General features: G+C 48.9%; 14 protein-coding genes and 3 pseudogenes. 15 read left to right on the top strand and 2 right to left on the bottom strand.

What is annotated here, in order from left to right; genetic code table 11:
• Positions 1–86 precede the first annotated feature (86 nt).
• Genes ACGF7G_RS13930 through ACGF7G_RS13920 form a run of 3 tightly spaced genes read left to right on the top strand, consistent with a single transcriptional unit; the run spans position 87 to position 2547 of the window.
• On the top strand, positions 87–983 hold the full coding sequence (locus ACGF7G_RS13930) for a hypothetical protein (RefSeq protein ID WP_242688814.1): 897 nt from the start codon (positions 87–89) through the stop codon (positions 981–983).
• 17 nt (positions 984–1000) lie between these two features.
• Entirely contained in the window at positions 1001–1885 is an 885-nt protein-coding gene (locus tag ACGF7G_RS13925) for a nucleotidyl transferase AbiEii/AbiGii toxin family protein (protein WP_387466263.1), read from the top strand.
• Positions 1879–2547, top strand: coding sequence for a PP2C family protein-serine/threonine phosphatase (locus ACGF7G_RS13920; RefSeq protein ID WP_387466230.1), 669 nt, complete (start codon positions 1879–1881; stop codon positions 2545–2547). The genes ACGF7G_RS13925 and ACGF7G_RS13920 overlap by 7 nt, the downstream gene beginning before the upstream one ends.
• Here the strand turns inward: ACGF7G_RS13920 and ACGF7G_RS13915 are convergent.
• Positions 2499–3114, bottom strand: a pseudogene (locus ACGF7G_RS13915) (DUF1016 domain-containing protein). The gene ACGF7G_RS13920 and the pseudogene ACGF7G_RS13915 sit on opposite strands and share 49 nt — an antisense overlap.
• Positions 3115–3536: 422 nt before the next feature.
• Here ACGF7G_RS13915 and ACGF7G_RS13910 point away from each other — a divergent pair.
• From ACGF7G_RS13910 to ACGF7G_RS13900, 3 genes and pseudogenes are all read left to right on the top strand, one after another.
• Positions 3537–4427 carry a DNA-processing protein DprA gene (locus ACGF7G_RS13910; RefSeq protein ID WP_387466229.1) on the top strand — a complete coding sequence of 297 codons (891 nt, stop codon included), beginning with the start codon at positions 3537–3539 and terminating at the stop codon, positions 4425–4427.
• A 452-nt stretch (positions 4428–4879) separates the two neighbouring features.
• Positions 4880–5238: pseudogene (locus ACGF7G_RS13905) on the top strand (type II toxin-antitoxin system RelE/ParE family toxin).
• A 2-nt stretch (positions 5239–5240) separates the two neighbouring features.
• Positions 5241–5540, top strand: a complete 300-nt coding sequence (locus ACGF7G_RS13900; RefSeq protein ID WP_058588837.1) for a helix-turn-helix domain-containing protein — start codon at positions 5241–5243, stop codon at positions 5538–5540.
• Positions 5541–5682: 142 nt separating this feature from the next.
• On the opposite strand, the pseudogene ACGF7G_RS13895 reads toward ACGF7G_RS13900, so the two are convergent.
• Positions 5683–5811 (bottom strand): annotated as a pseudogene (locus tag ACGF7G_RS13895) (transposase); the annotation flags it as partial.
• A 155-nt stretch (positions 5812–5966) separates the two neighbouring features.
• Between ACGF7G_RS13895 and ACGF7G_RS13890 the strand changes: the two are divergent.
• The 9 genes from ACGF7G_RS13890 to ACGF7G_RS13850 all read left to right on the top strand — a co-directional run.
• Positions 5967–6293, top strand: coding sequence for an RAQPRD family integrative conjugative element protein (locus tag ACGF7G_RS13890; protein ID WP_387466226.1), 327 nt, complete (start codon positions 5967–5969; stop codon positions 6291–6293).
• Positions 6290–6526 (top strand): TIGR03758 family integrating conjugative element protein, encoded by a 237-nt coding sequence (locus tag ACGF7G_RS13885; protein ID WP_387466224.1) that lies wholly within the window; start codon positions 6290–6292, stop codon positions 6524–6526. Before ACGF7G_RS13890 ends, ACGF7G_RS13885 begins: the two co-directional genes overlap by 4 nt.
• A 39-nt stretch (positions 6527–6565) precedes the next feature.
• Positions 6566–6952, top strand: a complete 387-nt coding sequence (locus ACGF7G_RS13880) for a TIGR03745 family integrating conjugative element membrane protein (RefSeq protein WP_011145431.1) — start codon at positions 6566–6568, stop codon at positions 6950–6952.
• Between the two features lie 21 nt (positions 6953–6973).
• A complete protein-coding gene (locus ACGF7G_RS13875; RefSeq protein WP_387466261.1) occupies positions 6974–7348 on the top strand; it encodes a TIGR03750 family conjugal transfer protein in 375 nt (124 codons plus the stop codon).
• Positions 7345–8001, top strand: coding sequence for a PFL_4703 family integrating conjugative element protein (locus tag ACGF7G_RS13870; RefSeq protein WP_387466222.1), 657 nt, complete (start codon positions 7345–7347; stop codon positions 7999–8001). The genes ACGF7G_RS13875 and ACGF7G_RS13870 overlap by 4 nt, the downstream gene beginning before the upstream one ends.
• A gap of 59 nt (positions 8002–8060) precedes the next feature.
• The gene (locus ACGF7G_RS13865) at positions 8061–8921 is read left to right on the top strand and encodes a TIGR03749 family integrating conjugative element protein (protein WP_387466259.1); all 861 of its coding nucleotides are present in this window, start codon (positions 8061–8063) and stop codon (positions 8919–8921) included.
• On the top strand, positions 8911–10389 hold the full coding sequence (locus tag ACGF7G_RS13860; RefSeq protein ID WP_387466221.1) for a TIGR03752 family integrating conjugative element protein: 1479 nt from the start codon (positions 8911–8913) through the stop codon (positions 10387–10389). Before ACGF7G_RS13865 ends, ACGF7G_RS13860 begins: the two co-directional genes overlap by 11 nt.
• A gap of 25 nt (positions 10390–10414) precedes the next feature.
• Complete coding sequence (locus ACGF7G_RS13855; RefSeq protein WP_133814224.1) at positions 10415–10834, top strand: TIGR03751 family conjugal transfer lipoprotein; 420 nt, start codon at positions 10415–10417, stop codon at positions 10832–10834.
• A partial coding sequence (locus ACGF7G_RS13850) for a conjugative transfer ATPase (protein WP_387466219.1) occupies positions 10831–13689 on the top strand: 2859 nt, incomplete at its 3' end. The genes ACGF7G_RS13855 and ACGF7G_RS13850, both read left to right, overlap by 4 nt.

Below are 13689 nucleotides of genomic sequence, written 5' to 3'. Positions count from 1 at the left end.
ATATGAGCATCAAGGAAAATAACTATTTGACTTTTTACGACAGCCTATGTATAAGTCCTAAGGACTTATACATAGGCAGCCTTACAATGATGAATGAAACTATTCTTCTTCGGGAAGCTCTGCGGCGAACATTACTCAACAAGTATGATAACCCAGCGATCGGATTACATGAGTTCAACAGGTTTATCTACACCTTATACCGTGATAAATCATTTGAGGGTGTACGGATTGGGAAGATATCAGCTCCAGAGCCGGATAGCAGAGTCCTGGATATCACACTGAGTGACTTAAAGACTCAAGGAATTCTTTCTCCTGTGATTGAGGGAGTGGTTTACCAAATCAGTAACAAGGATCAGGCGAGCGCACAGCAGATTGCCTGTAGTACAACTCCTTACTCCTATTTGGCCTATTTGACGGCAATGGAATGGCATGGCATAACGGATCGTATTCCTCATATCGTACATTTAGTCCAATCTTCTCAAGCACAGGCCAAAAAATTGCTAAATGAACAACTCGCTCAAGAGTTTCCAGGTATCAGTGATATTTATCCTTTGCTGCCGAAGAAGGTGTCATCCGTAGGGAAGATCGATGGCAAGGAGTTGCTCATTCATAGTAAGAAAAACTTCGTGATGAAGCGAGAGCTCTATAGTTCAGGGGGGATAAGGGTGACTAATATTGGTGAGACCTTTCTTGATATGCTCAAAAAGCCTGAAATGTGTGGCGGTTTTATGCATGTGATGGAGGTGTTTGAAGAGTATGCAAAAGAATATCTGCCTTTAATTGTAAAAACCGTTGAGAAGGATGGAAACTCCATTGATAAAGCCAGAGCGGGCTATATTCTGGAAGACGTTTGTCACCTTAAACACCGAACGATAGACACTTGGAAGCGGTCGGTTCAACGTGGTGGAAGTCGGAAATTAGTGGCCTCGCAGCCGTACAAAGAGGTGTACTCAGAAGTCTGGTGCATATCTCTCAATCTTTAGAACAGAAAAAGTGGCATATGGAATACTCAATTGAGCAGTGGGTTGCAGAAGCATCGAAGGATAGGATCACTTTTCGACAGGCAGTTCATATCGTTCTTCAGGCCATTGCGTCCAGCGACTATCTTAAACCCAAGATGATCATGAAAGGTGGGTTGCTACTAGGGATCCGTTATCAAAGTAGCCGTTTTACTGAGGATATTGATTTTTCTACGGCAATGAAGTTGGCTGATATTGACCAGGAAGAGTTTCTCGCAGAGCTCAATGAATCACTGCTTATCGTTTCCGGAGAGCTTCCCTATCAGGTCACCTGTGCGGTTCAAGCCGTTGTGATTCAACCCAAAAACCAATATGAGAAAGCCACGTTCCCCTCGTTTAACTTAAAAATTGGATACGCCAGAAACACAAGTCGCGGAGAAATGAAACGGCTACGTGAAAAACAGTGTCCTAACACGATTAAGATTGATTACAGCCTGAATGAAGACAGTTTGCATGTTGATCACATCACCTTAACGGATGAGAATGAAATCTGTGCCTACAGCCTTACCGACCTCATCGCAGAAAAAATCCGTTCTATCATCCAACAAGTACCGCGCAACCGCTCTCGCCGACAAGACATTTATGATTTGAACTATTTATTTAACAATGTTGAACTTGACGAAGTTGAAATGTTGTCGATATTAACTTCATTACTGCACAAATCGGTCGGTCGCCTTGAACCAGGCGTCGTAAACCCTGCAACATTAGATCGTGCAGATATCAAACAACATTCCGAGCGTGAGTATCAAACGTTGACTGCTGAGATCGAAGGGATGTTGCCAGACTTCGACACGGCCTATGAGCGGATCAGGCTATTTTATCGTGCGTTACCTTGGGAGCATACCACAGGATGGGAGATATGCTGACTAAGTGTTTAGCACTGAGCAACAAAGGGAATAGGAGAGAACAACTGGATCGTTTCTTTCATTTCCGTACTGACACACATTCAGTATCAATCATGATAGACGGTTTCAGTTATTGCGGAAGCTCCCCCCATTATGTTGACTATCTTGGTGAGCAGTTTGCAACTATTCAGTATGCCCGACTGGACAGTGATAGCATCTGCTATGAAATCAACCGAATTCTTAATGCGCATGACGGTTATCCTGGTAAGGCAAGTATTGCCATTATCGTTTCCGATCAAGAGTATTATCGCTATATGTCGCTTGGTGATACTCGCATTTACTGGCCTTCAATGCAGAAGCGTACTGTTGACCATACGCTGGCCCAACGGTGTGTTGAACGGGGAAAATCCCCTGCTGAGACATTAAGAACGCATCCGCTGAGAAACCGCGTCACGCAATTTGTGTCAAAAGACAGTAAGCATCATCTCTGCTATAAAATCGACAGACGTATTCCTGGCGAGGTAATAATTATGTGTACAGATGGGTTCTGGTGTCAGTACGATGATAAGGTACTCTATCTGTTAGATTCAGAAGAGGCAATTGAACACGCTTTTCGTGAGGTATTGTCTAAAAGTCACAAGTTGCATGATAACTTTTCTACAGCCTTTCTGCGTGATAGGTAACATATTGTAGAAAGATGGCCTCCAATATGAGGCCAACGGCTATAACATTTCCTCAGCAGTATATTGGTTACTCCCCATAATGACTGCGTTTTGCTTCCTGCATCCTCGATGCTTGGTAAGCTGGATTTTAAGTCCCCTGGCAATGTACAGGTTAACTCGTAATCCGAAACTCCAATTGGCTTTTGAATACCGCGCAAGGTATATTCGGCCAGTATCTGGTCTTTGGTCTGGCATAAAATCAAACCTATGGTAGGCTTCAGTGGAATGTTGTAGCTTCTCATCGACCACCGAGCAATAGGAATTCATCTTACCGGCATGTTCAGGCTTGAACTCTCCTCGTTTCAGCTCGATCACAACAAAAGCCCTTAAAGTCAGATAATAAAAAAGCAGGTCAATGTAATAATCTTGTTCGCTTACGGTAATACGATATTATCGCCCCATAAAAGCAAAGCCCTTACCGAGTTCGAGTAGGAATTTTTCAAGGTGTTTGAGAAGCTCCGTTTCCAGCTCACGTTCTTTAAAGGGTTCTGATAGGGTGAGGAAATCAAAAACATAGGGATCTTTCAGGGGCTGCTGTATCAGCTCCGATTAAGATACGGGTAACCGGTTCTTGAAGTTGCTGACAGCCGAGCCCTGCCGGGCATAGGCATTGCTTTTGATGATATGAAGCAGGGAGTCTCGGCTCTATGTTTCTGGGTCTGTTCTGCATACCAGAATCGCTCGGTTTTATCCTCTCAATCAGCAGAATGTTGTGACCCCACGGCAATTGTGCCACAGGTTGTGGCACAATTGCCGATACGGGCTTTCCGGAACCTTGTTGCTCTATTTGTGGCAAGGCGTACTCCCGGTAGGGCGTAGTTGGAGTAAAAAGAAAAAATAATGGCATTTACTCAGTTAACCATTTAGCCTGTTTTTGCACTGCCTCTTCGGCAGTTACTGTAGTAGGTGTTCTTAGTAACCTTTTATGCTATGAATTGGGAACGGATAAAATGCTGCAACTTGATTTTAGATCTTCAGATTCTTTCGAACGAGCGATATCTCCATTTGAGGAGATGGCGGCATATGAAGCGTTGTGGACTGAGCAGGGCACTACATTTAAAACTATTGCTAATAAATTTCGGCAAGCACCTAATGGTACTATACCATCTGAACTCGTCCCCGAAGAAAAAAGAGAGTCTGTCAAAAAGTCACTGAAATATATTCTTAATAAATATTCTGTGGAGCATTTAGGTATTAGAGTGCACGGAGCTAGCGAATATCCTGATAAATTGAGAGATGCTCGTTACCCAATAGAATTGTTTTATTATCAAGGTTGGTGGGATTTAGTGAATACTCGGTGTGTGGCTGTCGTCGGTTCACGAAAGATATCTGATGAAGGTCGCTGTAGAACAAGAAAGCTAGTTAAATGTCTTGTAAATGATGGGCTTACTATCATTTCTGGCTTGGCTGAGGGAGTCGATACTGTTGCTCATACGACTGCGTTGGAGTTGGGAGGAAACACAATAGCGGTTATCGGTACTCCGTTGTCTCATATTTACCCAAGACAGAATAGTGAGCTCCAAAAGGCAATTAGAGAAAGTTATTTGCTAATTAGCCAGGTACCATTTAAACGTTATATTGAGCAAGATTACCGTAGTAATCGTCGGTTTTTTCCTGAGCGCAATGTGACTATGTCAGCATTATCTGAAGCGACTATTATCGTTGAGGCATCGGATACCTCAGGAACGATGACGCAAGCTAGAGCGGCTTTGAATCAAGGCAGAAAATTATTTATATTAGAATCTTGTTTCAAGAATACTTCAATTAGCTGGCCGACAAAATATGAAGCGTTAGGGGCTATAAGGGTTAAAGACTATGAGGATATTAGGGAACATCTGTGACTTACCGTCTTGCAATAATTGATAAATTGAGTCGTAGAGATCACTACTATCTTGCAGAGGACGACACTTGTTACTTTTATGGGGAATATACAGCTAGGAAAGGTTATGCTTACAGTGAAACAAATAGGCTAATAATAAATCTAAAAAAGAGCGTATTACAGCGAACGGAAGATCATTATAAACATAAGCAGCAGGCAATAAATAAAATAGCTGAAATGTCGTCTCATATCAGCACCCTTCAACATTTGACTTTTTTTGTTCTAGTGCCTCCATCAAAATGCAAACTAACATTAGTTAATCTCAACTTTGCTTAAGAAGAGCGAGTTCAGAACCCCGTAAATTCAAACTCGGCTTTTTCGGTTGAAAAGAGAATATAAAATCGTGCCGCTATGGTTGAAATTATAGTGAATACGTTATATTCTTGATTATAACAAATAGGCTATGGAGTCGATATGTGGGAAGTCATAACGACAGAGTGCTTTGATGAGTGGTTCCTGGCTCAGGAAAATGCTCTAAGGGAGTCAGTCTATGAAGCTATGAAGCTATGGGGGTATTGGAAAAGTTCGGCCCAAAACTTGGCAGACCATATGTTGATACATTGAGTGGTTCTGATTTCCCCAACATGAAGGAGCTGCGTGTACAGCATGCTGGTAATCCTATCAGAGCGTTTTTTGCGTTTGATCCTACCCGCTGCGCAGTTATTTTGTGTGCTGGCGATAAAACGGGATTAAATGAGAAACGTTTCTATAAGGATATGATCCGGCTGGCTGATTCCGAGTACCGTAAACATCTTGCGAAACTGGAGAAATAATCATGGCTACTTACAGAGAACTGTTGGCTAAAGAAAGTCCTGAAATGCAGGCACGAGTTGCGGAACGGGTTGAAGAAGCCAGTATCCAGATCGCTCTTAGCCAACTGCGTGATGAGCTAAAAATTTCACAAACAGAATTGGCCGCTGTTATGGGGGTCAAACAGCCTTCCGTTGCTCGTATGGAACAAGCTGACAATGATCCAAGGTTATCAACACTTAAGCGCTATGTGAAAGCATTAGGCGGTGAATTAAGCCTTGATGTGACTCTTCCAACAGGTAAGCGCGTAGCTTTCCATCTTTAAGGGAGAAAGTCCGCAGAGCGGGCTTTCTTCAGATTATTGACAAGGTGTTGTTTTTTTATCCGGTACTTTGTTTTAATTAACCTCGGTTTCGTTTAAAAATAGCGATATCACAATCTCGTAAATTCAAGCTTGATTTTTTAGGTTAGAATGTATAAGCAATTAGGCCAGCGACGATTTCCAATAAAAAACCGAGCTGACTGCGGTGTCTTGAATGCGCTATCTGAGAAATATTTTTGAGCTGATCCATGACCGTTTCTATCAAAAATTGCCTTCTATCTTATCAACCAGATGGGGTGTTTATAGTTTTATACCCTAAGTTCAAATAGTTAAAATTTTCAAAATCAGATAAACAGTTATTCACTGTAATCGTTACTCTTTTTCGTCACTCTGTTGATGTATATATCTACGCAGATTTAGAGTAATGCTATGGTTTATTTCCGTTTGTTTTCCCATAGTCTTTTTGTCCTGACGATACTAATGAGTTGGCCTGTGCTGGCCGGGGAAAAAGATGAGCTGGCCACCACACTCAAACAGCTTGACCAGGTGCAGGCCAGTTTGGAGCGTGCCCGGGTTTTGGCCGTTCAGGAGGGTCAGGCAGACCGTTTTTATTTTGATTATCTGCGTGTTAACCGGGACCTCAATATTGTCCGTGAAGGCATTAACCGCTATCTGACCCCCTCCCGTGCCCAACCTGGGATTTCTGCGGCTGCGCTGGATGTGACCGGTCAGTATCGTCAGGAGCGAATACGGTGAACGAGGTACAACGCCATGCATTCAGGGCGGCTTCCGGCAATCTCGATCCCCATGTGATGCAATTTCTCTGTATCGGTTTACTGATAGCGGTGCTGTTTCTCTGGGCGGCATGGGGAATGGTGGACGTCTGGCAGGGCTGGGCCAATGAAAAGGTCCGTGAAGCGGCGATGACCCGTTTTGTCATTCGTGTGGCGTTGTTGCTGGTGATGGTTATCTGGATGTTTGCCAGCTAATCGGTTTTTTAACCTGTAATGGAAAAAAGGGAAAAGGAAATGGATCTGTTAAACCGGGGATGTCAGTCACTGTTCCGCCTGTTTGCCCGTATCAATACCTGTGCCGTGTCACTCAGTGTGCTGGCTTATCTGGTTTGTCAACCCGTGACAGCGGCATTGCCAACGGTTGAACCGCCTTCCAGCGGGAGTGGCGGTGGCATTTTTAATACCGTCAAAGGTTACTTGCAGGACGGCATCGTGATAGGCGGGCTGGTCGTTGCCGCGATCGCGTTTATCAATGTGGCGACAGCGGCAATCCATACTTTTTCTGAAGTTCGCAGTGACAGAGCTTCCTGGACTAAATTTGGCGCGATTGTGGTGGTTGGCGTGGTGCTGTTAGTGGCGGTTATCTGGCTGCTGGGCAAATCGACTTCTATTCTCTTTTAACCCCAGGGAAGTGTCAGTATGGTGCAGACGATTCGTTTTTTACCTGACCGTCTTAACGCCGAACCTGTGGTGTTCCGGGGATTTACCACCCCAGAACTGGGCTGGACGGCATTAACGGGACTGATAGCTGGCACGGTCATTGGCTTGTTACTGACACCGGTAACGGGTTGGGTGATGATACCGACGGTGGCCCTGATTGCGCCATTATTATTGATTGCCTTTGGCGGCAAATACCTGGCTCGGGTGAAGCGTGGTAAACCAGAGAATTACCTCTATCGGCAACTGGAAGTGAAAAAGCGGCGCTATGGTCTGGGTGATCCGTCACTGATTGTCACATCACAACGCTGGTCGTTGCGCCGCCGTCACCGGGTAATGATCAGGATGGGGCGGTTATGAGCCGTTTTCGTCATGCGATTCAAAACCGGGACCAGCATATCCTGACGTTACGCGCGGCCTGTGGTGTGCTGGTTTTGTTGTTGTTACTGAGTCTGAGTGGCTGGATGATGGTGCCGAGAGAGTTAACCATTTATACGCCGCCGGATGTCCGTAGTGGTAGTACTCGCCCGTGGTGGCAAGTACCGGTCTCCCAGGTCTATGCCTTTGGCTTTTACATTTTTCAGCAACTGAATGCCTGGCCGAAAGACGGGGAAGTCGATTACCCGGCGAAAATAGCCGCGCTTTCTCCTTATTTGACCCCTTCCTGTCAGGCATTGCTGGAACAGGATGTTCAAAACCGGTCACAAGTGGGTGAGCTAAAAGATCGCGTGCGGGTGGTGTATGAAATTCCGGAACGGGGCTTTCGTGACAGCAATGTGATGGTAAAAGACCGGGATAACTGGGTTATCCGGTTAGATTTAGTCGCCGATGAATATTTTCACGCTGAGCCGGTCAAACGGGCATTGGTACGTTACCCACTGAAAGTCACCCGTTGGCAAGGGGATGCAGAGCGTAACCCGTTCGGTCTGGCACTGGATTGTTATGACAGCACACCGCAGCGGCTGGAAGCAGCCTCGCCGCCGGCACCGGCGAAAAAGGGGGTATTCCAGTGAAAAAACAGGTACTCGTCGAGTTATTGGCATTGACCGCATTATTATTCGCTGGACTGGTCATGGTTTCGCCCGTTGAGGCCGTGGAGTTGATGAAGTGGGAGCGTATCCCGCTGCCGGTTGCCCTGCATGTTGGGCAGGAGCGGGTGGTTTTTGTGGATAAAAATGTCCGGGTGGGTTTTCCCGGGATGTTGAATGGCAAATTGCGGGTACAAAGTACCGGTGGTGCAGTGTATTTGTATCCGAGTGAAACGTTTGTTCAGACCCGACTGCAACTTCAGGATGTGGAAAGTGGTGAAATGATTTTGCTGGATGTGACCGCCACCAATGGAAAAAGCCCCCTTGAGCCGGTTCGTGTAGTGTACCACGGGGATGTGACCACGTTGACGGACAACGACCAGGTTCACTACGGTGCCAAAGGGGATAACACGTCAGCAACGTCTCCCTCTCCTGCCGGTGAACGTCAGGCCGCCCGGCGTCAAAAACCGTCCTACACGGCTCCGCTGCCGGTGGTCCTGACCCGTTACGCCGCACAGAGTCTGTATGCGCCGTTACGTACAGTGGAAGCTGTTCCCGGCATTCACCCGGTATCACTGGCACTGCCGGCCCGATTGACCACATTGTATCCCTCTGCGCCGGTGATAGTCTCCCCGTTAGGGGGCTGGGGGGTGGATAACCTCGCTGTGGTGGCGTTGAAAGTGCGTAACACCCACCGTGAGAACGTGGTGCTTGATCCACGCAGGTTACAGGGGCAATTCATGGCAGCGACCTTTCAGCATCGTTGGCTGGGACCGTCAGGCACGCCGGAAGACACGACTACCGTCTATCTGGTGGTGAAAGGTCGGCCTGCCCGTGCCTTTCTGCCAGAACCGGTGAGGTCAAAAACGCCGATGAAGCAACAAGGAAATCCCCATGCAAATTAAGTCAAACGGTCTGGTGAAGTGGGTGGTGCCTATTTTTGTTATCGCGGGACTGGCGGTGGGTATCAAGAGTTGTCGGCAATCAGAGATTCCTGTCAGCCAGACAGTGAATCATCAGGCCCTGGCGGAACTGTCCCCCGGGGAGCTGCGGGCATTGGGGATTGAGGGAGACACCCCGGAAGACACATTGCGTACGCTGATTGGTGCTTTGCGCAGTATCCGTGTTCAGCAGGCGGCGCTGGAAAAACAAAACGCACAATTACTGGCGGACAATGAGAAATGGCGAAACGGGAGTCAGAGCATGACTGACCAAATTAACCAGGCGGTAGCGGGCACCCGTGAGGAGACAGAAAAGCAACAGCAGGTACTGAAAGCGGAGCAGCAAACGCTGTTTAACCGGCTTGACCAGCTAACCCGTCAGTTAGGCAATAAAGGTATGAGTACAAACTCCCCTCTGGTTGAGCGTGAGATTCCGCTGGGATTAGGATTGGACGATACCGGCCAAAATACGACCTCAGGCGGGGACAGGCTGGTCTGGATTACCCCACAGGATGCGTTACCGGCTGACCCACAGGTTGCAATGAGCGGTCAGCCAGCGACTCCCCGTTTTCCCGTGTCATTTCTGGAGGACAATGCATTGAGCCGTCAGAAACTGGCATACGACGGTATGACTAAAAATCAGCAAGCCATTACCGAGGGTCATACAAACGAGGCTATCCGGCCCGTTTATACCCTGCCCGAAAATACGACGCTGGTCGGCAGCCAGGCGATGACCGCATTATTAGGCCGGGTGCCGGTGAATGACAAAGTCACTGACCCGTATCCTTTTAAGATACTGATAGGTAAAGATAACTTGACTGCCAACGGCATTGAACTGCCGGACGTGGAAGGGGCGATTGTTTCGGGTACAGCGACCGGTGATTGGACCTTGTCTTGCGTGCGCGGCAATGTCACTTCTTTAACTTCTGTCTTTGCAGACGGCACCGTCAGAACTGTGCCGAAATCGGATCATCGCACCAATGGCAACCATCACGTTCAGGGTAATAGCGGCGGCGGTATTGGCTGGTTGTCTGACGACAGTGGTATTCCGTGTATCAGCGGGACACGGAAATCCAATGCAGCCAGCTACTTGCCAACCTTATTTGCGCTTTCTGGCGGTACAGCAGCCGGTGATGTGCTGTCACAGAGCCAGCTTACCACCCAGACTAACGGTTATGGCGGTGCGACGTCATCACTGACCGGGGATGCCGGTAAAGCGGTTTTGGGACAAGCTGCGGCCGGAGGATTGAAGGCGGTGTCGGAATGGGTCAAAGCCCGTTACGGCCAAACCTTTGATGCCGTCTATGTGCCACCGGGAACCAGCGTGGCGGTACATATTACCCAACAAATACCGATTGATTACGAAACACAGGGGCGCAAGGTGAAATACCCCTTTAGCCTGGGACAGGAGAACAGTGATGGGCTGGACTGAGAAAATGCATATCTGTGGAGCCGGTATGTGCAGCGTCAGATTGAAATCAGGTTGTTGGGTTTGCCTGTTCGTAGTGACGGCGGTCCTGACCGGTTGCAGCACGTCCAAAGAAGACATGTTGCCCTCGGGAGACCAGACTATGCTGGCATTGTGGCAGGGAAAAGCCGCGTCGTCACAGACCACGCTGGAAGCCCGTCAAGTGCTGCGCCGGGGGCTGAACGAACGGGAGCAGCAGACCATGTTGGACTACACTGAAAGTTACAGTCGGACACAGGAAAATGAAATCAGTCAAACCTTCCCACGGCTACCCAATCCGGACATGGTGATGTATCTCTTTCCCCATTTGGTGGCGGGAAACTCGCCGGTGCCGGGATATAGCACGGTGTTTTCGTTTTACAGTCAGGTGCAGTACGCCCTGCCGGGTGAACGGACGGGGGCATTGTGATGTGGACGCTGTTGAATAAAGCCCGCTTGCGTAAACGGAGTCATCTATCGGAAGTTTTGGGTGAAACTGAGGTCATACTACCGTCGTCTTCCACTGTTGTTGGGCGTGAACCTTTGAGGCGTCCCGGCAAAATGACGAGCACGGATGAAGCTGCGTTGTATGACATTTGGCCGTCTATCATTGATTACCTGCCTTGGGCAGAATATTTGGATGATGAGAAGTGTTTGTTGCTGGATGATGGTCTTTCTGTCGGGGCGGTTTATACGGTTTCTCCGGTATCGACAGAAGGACGCACCGCTGCCCGTCTGGAAGAGATCCGTGACCAGGTGGAGGATGCGTTGCAGGACAGCCTGGAGGAAGAAGATATTTCTCCCTGGGTGGTACAGTTTTTTTGTCAGGATGAAGATGACTCGTCGTCATCGCTGACGCAGCTTCGTCAATATATCAAGCCCTGGGCACAGGGCACAGCCTTTACCGAAACGTGGCTGGCTGAGACTGAACGTCATCTGCGAGGCATTGCCCGGCCTGAAGGGCTGTTTAACGACACATTGGTCACCGGTCAACCTTGGAGAGGACAGCAACGCCGTACCCGAATGGTCGTTTATCGCTGGGTCCCGGCAGGCCAGAAGGATGCTCTGTCACTGGCAGCGTTGCTTAATCAGGTCTGTAACCGACTAACGGCCTCGCTGGCCAGCGCCAGCATTTTGTGTGAACGACAAGATGGTGAACAGGTTCATCACTGGTTATTGCGATTATTCAATCCTGGTCCAGATTGGATAGACAAAGCGGCGTTGTATCAGGCAGCTAGTTATGCGACCCCACAGGCTGGTGAGTGGAAGCCAGATAATGATTTCACGGAAACCTTGTGGTTTACCCCGCCACGTTCTGACGTGAAAAACGGTATATGGTGGTTTGATAATATTGCTCATCGAGCGGTACCGGTTGAACGGCTGCGTCGCCCACCAGAGCCGGGAACGCTGACCGGTGAAATGGCCCGGGGTGAACATATTAATGCGCTGATGGATTTATTACCCTCAGGTACCCTGGTGTCACTGACCGTTGTCATACCGGCCCAGGATAGGTTGGAACAGGATTTTGACCGGTTGTCAAAAAATGCAGTGGGAGAAAATACTGAATCAGGGCGAGTACGCGCAGACGTAAAAGAAGCTAAGGCACATCTGGGGCTGAGACATAAACTGTGCCGTTCTGCACTGACCTTTCTGTTACAGGGGGCTGATGTTGACGATTTGAACCGTCGGCATCAGCAACTGGCCGCAACCCTGTTGGTCTCGGGGTTGCAGCCGGTCAAACCCGAATGTGATGTGGCACCGTTAAACGGTTATCTGCGTGCCTTACCGATGTGTTTTAACCCGCAACGAGACAAGCATCACTGGTATACCCGGTTGACTTGGGTGCAGCATGTGGCTGGGTTGTTGCCCGTGACAGGGCGGGCGACCGGCACCGGTAACCCGGGTCTGAGCTTTTTTAACCGGGGCGGTGATGTGCTGACCTTTGATCCGCAAAATAAACATGACCGTACCCAGAATGCGCATCTGTTGCTGTTCGGGCCGACCGGGGCGGGGAAGTCGGCTACGCTTTGTGCGAACCTGTCGCAGCTGATGGCGGTGCACCGTCCCCGATTATTTGTGGCGGAAGCGGGCAACAGTTTTGGGTTGTTTGCTGATTACTGTCAACGCCTGGGGCTGAGTGTCAACAAAATCGGCATTAAACCGGGCTGTGGGGTCAGTCTGGCACTGTTTGCTGATGCCCACCAATTGCTTCACATGGCATCTTCTCAGCTGGATTTGGCGGGTGAAAAGTCGGCGGAGGAAATTGAAGACGACGGGGACGATGAGCAGCGCGATATTCTGGGCGAAATGGAAATTGCCGCCCGCATGATGATCACCGGCGGGGAGAAAAAAGAGGAGGAGCGTCTGACGCGGGCGGATAGGGGCATGATCCGCGAAGCTATCATGATGGCGGCAAAAGCGAGTGTTGACGATGGCCGACAGATGATAGCGGAAGATCTGCAAAAGGCATTGTCTGTGATTGCCCGGGACAGCCGGCGGGATGAACAGGGGCGATCATTGCGTACCGAACAGCGTCGTGCCCGTGCCGAAGAGATGGCGGGGGCGATGTCAATGTTCACCAGTGGTTTTGAGGGAGAATTGTTTAATCGTCCGGGAACCCCCTGGCCAGAAGCCGATGTGACGCTGATTGACCTCGGTACGTTGGCGCGTGAAGGGTATGGTGCCCAGATGTCGCTGGCGATGGTGTCTCTGGTCAATACCATCAACAATAGGGCGGAGCGTGACCAGTTTGAGGACCGGGAAATTAATTTTGTGGTGGATGAGGCGCATATACTGACCACTAATCCGCTGTTGTCGCCCTACATGACTAAAGTGGTCAAGATGTGGCGAAAACTGGGCGCCTGGTTGTGGCTGGCGACTCAGAATTTGGCGGACTATCCGGATAGTGCGGAAAAAATGCTGAATATGGCGGAGTGGTGGTTGTGTCTGACCATGCCGCCGGATGAAGTCGAACAGATAGCGCGTTTTAAAAAGCTGTCTGAAGAACAAAAATCGGTGTTGCTGTCAGCCAGCAAACTCCCGGGCTGTTACACCGAAGGCGTGGTGTTGTCGAAAAAAGTGGAGGCGTTGTTTCGGGTAGTGCCACCCAGTGTCTATCTGGCGCTGGGTATGACGGAGAAAGAGGAAAAGGCCGAGCGCAGGGCGATTATGAAAGTGCTTCATTGCAGCGAATTGGATGCTGCCTTTGTGGTAGCGCGCAGGCTGGACCGTGCCCGAGGTCTGATATCTGGGGAAGAAGCAGATGGGCGTGATGAGGATCTCTTA

This window comes from Photorhabdus sp. RM323S, from assembly GCF_042879375.1.
In the GTDB taxonomy this organism is placed as follows: domain Bacteria; phylum Pseudomonadota; class Gammaproteobacteria; order Enterobacterales; family Enterobacteriaceae; genus Photorhabdus; species Photorhabdus tasmaniensis.
Note: the sequence above shows the minus strand (reverse complement) of the source record. Positions and strands in the feature narration are given on the sequence as shown.